Source organism: Streptomyces sp. NPDC001348 (genome assembly GCF_053597535.1).
Map to the genome: position 1 here is coordinate 81,176 of NZ_JBSFIK010000040.1, position 8,486 is coordinate 89,661.

General features: G+C 71.8%; 7 protein-coding genes. 4 read left to right on the top strand and 3 right to left on the bottom strand.

Annotated features, from left to right (window positions below):
- The first annotated feature begins 64 nt into the window (after positions 1 to 64).
- Positions 65 to 2,731, top strand: coding sequence for a cellulose binding domain-containing protein (locus ACWC21_RS32440; RefSeq protein ID WP_450887031.1), 2,667 nt, complete (start codon positions 65 to 67; stop codon positions 2,729 to 2,731).
- Positions 2,732 to 3,119: 388 nt separating this feature from the next.
- Here ACWC21_RS32440 and ACWC21_RS32445 read toward each other — a convergent pair whose 3' ends face one another.
- The 3 genes from ACWC21_RS32445 to ACWC21_RS32455 form a co-directional block, all read right to left on the bottom strand.
- On the bottom strand, positions 3,120 to 3,869 hold the full coding sequence (locus ACWC21_RS32445) for a class I SAM-dependent methyltransferase (RefSeq protein ID WP_450887032.1): 750 nt from the start codon (positions 3,867 to 3,869) through the stop codon (positions 3,120 to 3,122).
- Positions 3,870 to 3,875: 6 nt separating this feature from the next.
- Positions 3,876 to 4,181 (bottom strand): 4a-hydroxytetrahydrobiopterin dehydratase, encoded by a 306-nt coding sequence (locus tag ACWC21_RS32450; RefSeq protein ID WP_450887033.1) that lies wholly within the window; start codon positions 4,179 to 4,181, stop codon positions 3,876 to 3,878.
- Positions 4,182 to 4,278: 97 nt separating this feature from the next.
- Entirely contained in the window at positions 4,279 to 5,382 is a 1,104-nt protein-coding gene (locus ACWC21_RS32455) for an ADP-ribosylglycohydrolase family protein (RefSeq protein WP_450887035.1), read from the bottom strand.
- 29 nt (positions 5,383 to 5,411) lie between these two features.
- Here ACWC21_RS32455 and ACWC21_RS32460 point away from each other — a divergent pair, with 29 nt between their 5' ends.
- The 3 genes from ACWC21_RS32460 (at position 5,412) to ACWC21_RS32470 (ending at position 8,124) form a co-directional block, all read left to right on the top strand.
- Positions 5,412 to 6,242 (top strand): helix-turn-helix domain-containing protein, encoded by an 831-nt coding sequence (locus tag ACWC21_RS32460; protein WP_450887037.1) that lies wholly within the window; start codon positions 5,412 to 5,414, stop codon positions 6,240 to 6,242.
- A 99-nt stretch (positions 6,243 to 6,341) separates the two neighbouring features.
- Positions 6,342 to 7,205 (top strand): helix-turn-helix domain-containing protein, encoded by an 864-nt coding sequence (locus ACWC21_RS32465; protein ID WP_450887038.1) that lies wholly within the window; start codon positions 6,342 to 6,344, stop codon positions 7,203 to 7,205.
- Positions 7,206 to 7,308: 103 nt separating this feature from the next.
- Positions 7,309 to 8,124 (top strand): SAM-dependent methyltransferase, encoded by an 816-nt coding sequence (locus ACWC21_RS32470; RefSeq protein ID WP_450887040.1) that lies wholly within the window; start codon positions 7,309 to 7,311, stop codon positions 8,122 to 8,124.
- The last annotated feature ends 362 nt before the right edge of the window (positions 8,125 to 8,486 follow it).

Below are 8,486 nucleotides of genomic sequence, written 5' to 3' on the forward strand. Positions count from 1 at the left end.
TCCCCCACCCGCACGGGGGGCCGCCCGGTCGTCATGCCCTCCTCCCGAAGGAAGGACCCCCACCGTGCGAAGAACCCGTATCCTCACGGCCGTCCTCGCGCTGGCCGCCGGTCTGCTGGCGGGCAGCCCGCCGGCGCTGGCCGCGGGCACACCGAAGGTGGCGCTCGCGGCCGACACCTACACCTGGAAGAACGCCCGGATAGACGGCGGCGGCTTCGTCCCGGGAATCGTGTTCAACCGCTCCGAGAAGAACCTGGTCTACGCCCGCACCGACATCGGCGGCGCCTACCGCTGGCAGCAGTCGACGAAGACGTGGACCCCGCTGCTGGACTCGGTCGGCTGGAACGACTGGGGCCACACCGGGGTGGTCAGCCTCGCCTCGGACTCGGTGGATCCCAACAAGGTGTACGCGGCCGTCGGTACGTACACCAACAGCTGGGACCCCGGGAACGGCGCGGTGCTGCGCTCCGGCGACCGGGGCGCGAGCTGGCAGAAGACAGACCTGCCGTTCAAGCTGGGCGGCAACATGCCCGGCCGGGGAATGGGCGAGCGCCTGGCGATCGACCCCAACAAGGACAGCGTCCTGTACCTGGGGGCGCCCAGCGGCAAGGGGCTGTGGCGGTCGACGGACTCGGGGGTCACCTGGTCGCAGGTGACGAGCTTCCCCAACCCCGGGAACTACCAGCAGGATCCGGGCGACACCACCGGGTACACCAGTGACAACCAGGGGATCGTCTGGGTCACCTTCGACGAGTCCACGGGTGCGTCCGGGAGCGCCACGAAGACGATCTACGTCGGGGTGGCGGACAAGGACAACGCGGTGTACCGCTCGACGGACGCCGGGGCGACGTGGTCGCGGCTGGCGGGGCAGCCGACCGGATATCTGGCGCACAAGGGTGTGCTGGACGCCAAGAACGGCTACCTGTACATCGCATACAGCGACAAGGGCGGTCCGTACGACGGCGGCAAGGGCCAGCTGTGGCGGTACGCGACCGCGACCGGCACCTGGACCAACGTCAGCCCGGTCGCGGAGTCCGACACCTCCTACGGCTTCGCCGGTCTGACGGTCGACCGGCAGCATCCGGGGACCGTCATGGCGACCGCGTACAGTTCGTGGTGGCCGGACACCCAGATCTTCCGGTCCAAGGACAGCGGGGCGACCTGGACCAAGGCCTGGGACTACACGTCGTACCCCAACCGCTCCAACCGCTACACCATCGACGTGTCGTCGTCGCCCTGGCTGACCTTCGGTGCCAACCCGTCGCCGCCCGAGCAGACCCCGAAGCTCGGCTGGATGACGGAGTCGTTGGAGATCGACCCGTTCGACTCGGCACGCATGATGTACGGAACGGGCGCCACGCTCTTCGGGACCGAGAACCTGACGAACTGGGACAGCGGCGGCCAGTTCACCGTCAAGCCGATGGTGCAGGGCCTGGAGGAGACGGCCGTCAACGACCTCGCCTCTCCCCCGTCCGGTGGTGCCCGGCTCTTCAGTGCCCTGGGTGACATCGGCGGCTTCCGGCACACGGACCTGACGAAGGTCCCGTCGATGATGTACACCTCCCCCACCTTCACCACGACCACGAGTGTGGACTTCGCCGAGACCAACCCGAACACGGTGGTGCGGGTCGGCAACCTGGACTCGGGCCCGCACGTGGCCTTCTCCACCGACAACGGCGCCAACTGGTTCGCGGGCACGGATCCTTCGGGCGTCAGCGGCGGCGGCACGGTGGCGGCCGCGGCGGACGGCAGCCGGTTCGTGTGGAGTCCGGCGGGCACCGGAGTGCAGTACACGACGGGTTTCGGCTCGTCCTGGTCGGCGTCCACCGGGATCCCGGCCGGGGCCGTGGTCGAGTCGGACCGGGTCGACCCCAAGACGTTCTACGGCTTCAAGTCAGGCAAGTTCTATGTCAGTTCGGACGGCGGCGCGACCTTCAAGGCGTCTTCCTCGACCGGCCTGCCCAGCGGCGACAGCGTGCGCTTCAAGGCGCTGCCCGGCACGAAGGGCGACATCTGGCTGGCCGGCGGTGCGACGGACGGCGCGTACGGTCTGTGGCACTCGACCGACGGCGGGGCTGGCTTCACCAAGCTGTCGAACGTGGAGCAGGCCGACACGATCGGCTTCGGGAAGGCGGCGAGCGGGGCGTCCTACCAGACGCTGTACACGAGCGCGAAGATCGGCGGGGTGCGGGGCATCTTCCGGTCGACGGACAAGGGCGTGAGCTGGACCCGGATCAACGACGACGCCCACCAGTGGGGCTGGACCGGTACGGCGATCACGGGCGATCCGCGGGTGTACGGCCGGGTGTACGTGTCGACGAACGGCCGCGGGGTGATCTACGGAGACACCTCCGACACGAGCGGAGGCGGCGGAGACGGAGGCGGCGGTGGTACGGATCCGACACCGACGGGCACCTGCTCCGTGACGTACCGGATCACCAACCAGTGGTCGGGCGGCTTCCAGGCGGACGTGCAGCTGACCAACACGGGCTCGAGCGCCTGGAGCGGCTGGTCGCTCGGCTGGTCCTACACCGACGGCCAGAAGGTCACGCAGCTGTGGAACGCCGACTACGGCCAGTCGGGGTCGGCGGTGACGGTGAAGAACCTGGGCTGGAACGCCAACGTGGCGGCCGGATCCTCGGTGAGCTTCGGATTCACCGGCAGTTGGTCGGGGACGAACACCAAGCCGACCTCGTTCACGCTGGGCGGCCAGAGCTGCACTCCGAGTTGATCCCCGAGGGCGCGTGCCGAACGGAGGCACGCGCCCCGAATCGGGCATGTCTCTGCGGAGGGCGGACTGGGCGTGCCGGCGGCCGCGATCCGGCGCGCGGTGCCAAGCGTGCCATCGTGTCCAGGAGTGGTCCGCCGTCCTGGCCGGGAGTCCCGAACACCACAGGCCTCCGAAGAGGTCGACGAGCCGCAGCCGCGGGGCGAAGCAGACAAAGCCCAGTGCGTAGTACACCTGCCTGGCGGGGCTGAGCGTCGAACCGTCCGGGCCATAGCGACCCCGAGGAGCGGCCGTGTGCCGGCACGCCCGGCCGCTCGCACCACCGCCCGCTGGGAGCAGGCGTTCTCGGTGGACGGCGGGGAGACCTGGCCCACCAACTGGATCACGGAGTTCAGCCGGCCGGCGGCTTCCGGAACGCCCGCACGCCGAAACGGGGGTCGGCCCGGGGCCGGTCGGGGTCCGGGAGGGCCGCCAGCAGCTCGGCGAACCGTTCGGTGAGCAGGTCGCCGGGCGGCAGCACGGTGAACCAGCCGCGGCGCAGGTCGGCGATGGTGCCGTGCGGGCTGCGGCCCTGCCCGAGGCCGGGGAAGGACGCCCGCCCGGCCGGGTGCAGGCCGTGCCGGGCGGCGTGCGCGGCGACGGCGTCGGCGGCGTCCCGGGCGGGGCGGCGCGGGCGCGGGGCGAGGACGGCGTCGATGTCGCTGCCGACGTCGTGTGCGGCGGCCTTGTCGACGGTGGTGACGTAGACGCCGCCGGGTCTGAGGACGCGGGCGCACTCGGCGACGACACGGTCGGCGTCGGCGGCGTCGTGCAGCAGGTGGAGCAGCCACACGCTGGTCACGGCGTCGAAGGTGGCGTCGGGGAAGGGCAGCCGGCGGCTGTCGGCCCGGACGACCGCGCCGGGCAGCCGGGCGGCGGCCCTCCGGGTCATGCCCTGCGCCAGGTCTGCGCCGGTGACCCGCATGCCGGGCCGGGCCGCCGCCAGCCGCCGGGTGACTATGCCGGTGCCGCAGGCGACGTCGAGGAGGCGGCCGGCGGCCGCGGGTATGAGACCCAGGACGGCGTCGGCCGCCGCGGCGGCGCGGGCCTCGCCACCGCGCGTCGCGTCGTATGCGCCGGCTTCCTCGTCGTAGTCGATCACGTGGGGTCAGTGTGCCCCGTGACCTGCGGCGAGGTCTTCCACCCGGCGGGCGAGTTCGAAGTCCTTCCCGGTGACGACGCCGCCGGCGCTGTGGGTGTTCACGGTGAGGGAGACCGTGTCGTAGCCGAGCGTGAGGTCCGAGTGGTGGTCGAGTTCGTCCTGGACCTGGGCGATGTGGACGACCATCGCCGTCGCCGCGAAGTGCGAGCCGAGCCGGTAGGAGCGGGCGATGCGGTCGCCGTCGAGGGTCCAGCCGGGCAGTTCGGCCAGCCGGTCCTCGATCTCTTTCTGCGACAGCGGTTCGACGGCCATCCCTGGCTCCCTTCCTGGGTGTCGGGTACCTGTTCAGCCTGCCACAGACGGGCCGTCGCAGCGCTGGTCGGGGAGGTGCCGCGGGGTGGTGTCGGCGTCAGCCGCGCACGCATTCCGCCGCCAGGTCGTCCGCCAGCGCCGCGATCCGCTCCCGGCCCTCCACCCGCTCCACCCACGGGTGCGGCAACCCGATGTCGCCGAACCGGGCGCCGAGGATGTTGCCGCAGATCGAGCCGGTGGAGTCGCTGTCGCCCGAGTGGTTGACGGCGAGCAGCAGGGCGTCCTCGACGCGGTGTGCGGCGAGGGCGCTGTAGACGCCGATGGCGAGGGCCTCCTCGGCGATCCAGCCGGCGCCGAGTCTCTCCAGCCTCTCGGGGGTGCCGGGCCCGTCGGCGGCGAGGTCGAGGGCCCGGGTCAGGGCGGCGGTGGTCTCCTCGTGGCCGGGGTGGCGGGCCAGCAGGCGCAGGGTACGCAGGACGGCGCCTTCGACCGAGTCCCCGGCAAGGAGGTGGGCCACGATCGCGGCGAGGGCGCCGGCCGCGTAGTAGCCGGTGGGGTGACCGTGGGTCATCTGGGCGCAGCGGGCGGCGATGCCGAAGGCCTGGCCGGGGTCGGTGCGGGTGAGGCCGAAGGGCGCCGAGCGCATCACCGCGCCGCAGCCCTTGGAATCGGGGTTGACCGGTCCGGGCGGGCCCAGTTCGGCCCACGGCTCGGGGACGAAGTCCTGGGCCAGTCCGGACAGGCAGGCGTTCCCGGGGGCGCGGCGGGCGTAGAGCCAGGGTTCCTCGATCAGGCCGCCGCGCGGGCCTTCGTAGGGGCCGCCCGCGGGCTTGGTCAGGTCGCTCGCCTCGGGGCCCGGCCGGCGCTGCGTCTCCAGCCAGCGTTCGTAGGCCCAGCGCAGCAGGCGGGACCAGCCGCCGCCGATGCCCTTCAGCCGTTCCCGCTCCTGGGACTGGCGGATGCCCTCGGCCGAGAACAGGGTCATCTGGGTGTCGTCGCTGACGCGGCCCGGCACGCCGTCGGAGTCCGGCACCAGTCCGGTGACACCGCGCGGGCCGTGGGTCTCGCGGATGCGGTCCAGGGAGTGGAACTCGACCGGATATCCCAGGGCGTCGCCGAGCGCGCCGCCGAGGAGGCAGCCGCGCACTCTGGCGCGGTAGACCGCCGTCGCCTCCCAGCACGTGTTTATCGGCTCGTTCATGTGCCCCCTCCTCGACTACGGTCGTGCGCATGGTCATTGTCGCGTCCGGTACCGCCGACGCCCCCGCCGCCCCCGCGGACGGGGGCGTCGGCCCGCTGCTGCGGGCCTGGCGGGAGCGCCGGAAGTTCAGCCAGCTGGAACTGGCGCTGCGCGCCGACTCCTCGGCCCGGCACATCAGTTTCGTCGAGACGGGTCGTTCCCGGCCGAGCGAGGAGATGGTGCTGCGGCTGGCCGAGCATCTGGACGTGCCGGTGCGGGAGCGCAACGCGCTGCTGCTGGCGGCCGGTTACGCCCCGCGTTATCCGCGGACTCCGTTGGACGACCCGGCGCTGGACGCGCTGCGCGAGGGCCTGGAGCGTCTCCTCCACGGGTACGAGCCCTACCCGGCGCTGGTGGTCGACGCTACGTACGACGTGGTGACCGCGAACCGGGGCATCACGATGCTGCTGGAGGGGGTCCCGGAGTCGCTGCTCGCCCCGCCGCTCAACGCGATGCGGCTGACGCTGCACCCCGAGGGTCTGGCGCCGCGCATCCGCAATCTGCGGGAGTGGCGCGGGCATCTGCTGGCGCAGATGGAGCGGCAGATCGCCCTGCACCGCTCTGCGGCGCTGCGTGCGCTGTACGAGGAGGTGGCCGCGTATCCGGTCCCCGAGGAGCGTCCCGCGGACGAACCGGCGGAACCGGTCGCGTACTTCGCGCTGCCGATGCGGATCGAGCACGAGGGCCGGATCCTCTCCTTCGTGTCCTCGATCTCCACCTTCAACACACCGATGGACGTCACGGTCGCCGAGTTGGCGATCGAGACGTTCCTGCCTGCGGATCCGGCGACGGCCAAGTACCTGCACTCGATGCTGGGCTGACCGGAATCACGAGGTCCGGATCGGCGCCGGCCAGGTGCGTCGTCCGGCCTCGCGTGTCACACTGCTCGCGTACTTGGGCGCGTATGGGGAGGGCGTGGCGTGAGTGAGCGGCGGGCTGCGCCCACCGTGGGGCAGGTGGTGCTCGGCAAGCGGCTGCAGGAACTGCGGGAGACGGCCGGGCTGGGGCGCGACGAGGCTGCCCGGGTCCTGCGGGTGGCGTCCGCGACCGTGCGGCGGATGGAGACGGCAGAGGTCGCGCTGAAGATCCCGTACGTGCAGGTGCTGCTCTCGACGTACGGCGTGCCCGAGGAGGAGGCGGCCGCGTTCGTGACGCTCGCCGAGGAGGCCAACCAGCCGGGCTGGTGGCAGCGGTTCCACGATGTGCTGCCCGACTGGTTCAGCATGTACGTCAGTCTGGAGGGCGCCGCCCGCGTCATCCGTTCCTACGAGCCGCACTTCGTGCCCGGCCTGCTGCAGACGGAGGACTACGCGCGGGCGGTGATGGAGGCCGGGACGATCGGGCAGACGGGGCCGGAGACGATCGAGCGCCATGTGTCGCTGCGGATGGCCCGGCAGCGGCTGCTGGACCGGGAGGACCCGCCCCACCTGTGGGTGATCATGGACGAGACGGTGCTGCGGCGGCCGGTGAGCGTCCGCGGCGAGGTCATGCGCGAGCAGTTGGACAAGCTGCTGGAGTACGCCGAGCGCGACCGCGTCACGATCCAGGTCGCCGAGTTCGCGGACGGGCCGCACCCGGGGACGTACGCGCCGTTCTCCCTGTTCCGTTTCGCCGAGCCCGAACTGCCGGACATGGTCTACACCGAGTATCTGACCGGTGCCCTGTACCTGGACTCCCGCAAGGAGGTCTCCGCGCACCTGGAGGTCCTCGACCACATGACAGCGCGCGCCGCTTCGGCGCAGCGCACGCGGAAGATCCTGCGGGAGTACCGCGAGGCCTACTGACCGGGCACCTCCATCGTTCGCTCTCCGGTCCGCGCCGACCACGCGGACCGCGGCGGCCCCCGGGGCCGACCGACACCGACTCACGCCGAGGAGCACACACCGCATGACCGGATCCGACGCCGCGTCCCCCCGCATCGACACCAGCCGGCCCCATCCGGCGCGCGTGTACGACTGGTGGCTGGGCGGCAAGGACAACTACCCGGTGGACGAGGAACTGGCGCGGAAGATTCTCGCCGTGGACCCGGCCGCGGTGCGCGGGGCGCGTGCCAACCGCCGGTTCATGCACCGGGCGACCCGCGTGGCCGCCGAGGCGGGGGTACGGCAGTTCCTCGACATCGGTACCGGTATCCCCACCGAGCCGAACCTGCACCAGGTGGCTCAGGGCGTGGCCCCGGAATGCAGGATCGTGTACGCGGACAACGATCCGATCGTGCTGCGGCACGCCGAGGCTCTGCTGCACGGCTCGGCCGAGGGCAGCACCGACTACGTGCACGCGGACGTCCGCGATCCCGACACCATCCTCCGGCTGGCCGGCGACCTGCTGGACTTCTCCCGGCCCGTCGCGCTGTCGCTGGTCGCGCTGACGCACTACCTGGGTGACGCGGCCGACGGGGACGACGTGTACGGCCTGCTCAAGCGGTACGTCGACGCCCTCGCCCCCGGCAGTCACCTGATCCTCTCCCAGGTCACCCCCGACCTGAACCCGGAGGCCATCGAGAAGGCGGCGGGCCTCTTCCGCCGCAGCGGCACGCCGTTCCACCCGCGCTCGCTCGCCGAGTTCTCCCGGTTCTTCGAGGGGCTGGACCTGCTGGGTCCGGGGGTCATCCCGGTCACCGGCTGGCGCCCGGACCCCGAGGACGTGGCGGCCCAGGCGGAGGGCATCGTGCCCGTGTACGCGGGGGTGGCCCGCAAGTCCTGAGGATCGCGGGCCCTGACCGGAGCGGCCGTGGTGCCGGTAGCTGTCGCCTAGGGGGTGTCTTGTGGATCATCCCGGGGTCGGGGGGTCTGGCACGCGCATCTGCGGCGTTGTCGTCGGTTGCCGACTCCGCCACTCTCGGCTGCGCTCGAGCGGGGGGACCCCCATCGCGTCGACGCCCTCCTCCGCCTTGCAGCTGCACGCGCCAGACCCCGCTCGGGTCGGCTGGAAGTCGCCGTCGGTGTGTGCCGGGCTGATCCACAAGACACTCCCTAGTAGTGCTTCGTTACGTTGGGTGATCTCGGCTGGTGGTGGGCATTGTCCTGGTATGAGGTTGGGGGAGGTGGAACGGCTCCGGGGTGAGT

Bases quoted from the DNA above. Each gene is read 5' to 3' on its own strand.
- ACWC21_RS32450 (WP_450887033.1), bottom strand. From the start codon at position 4,181: ATGGCCGTCGAACCGCTGTCGCAGAAAGAGATCGAGGACCGGCTGGCC.
- ACWC21_RS32455 (WP_450887035.1), bottom strand. From the start codon at position 5,382: ATGAACGAGCCGATAAACACGTGCTGGGAGGCGACGGCGGTCTACCGC.
- ACWC21_RS32460 (WP_450887037.1), top strand. From the start codon at position 5,412: ATGGTCATTGTCGCGTCCGGTACCGCCGACGCCCCCGCCGCCCCCGCG.
- ACWC21_RS32470 (WP_450887040.1), top strand. From the start codon at position 7,309: ATGACCGGATCCGACGCCGCGTCCCCCCGCATCGACACCAGCCGGCCC.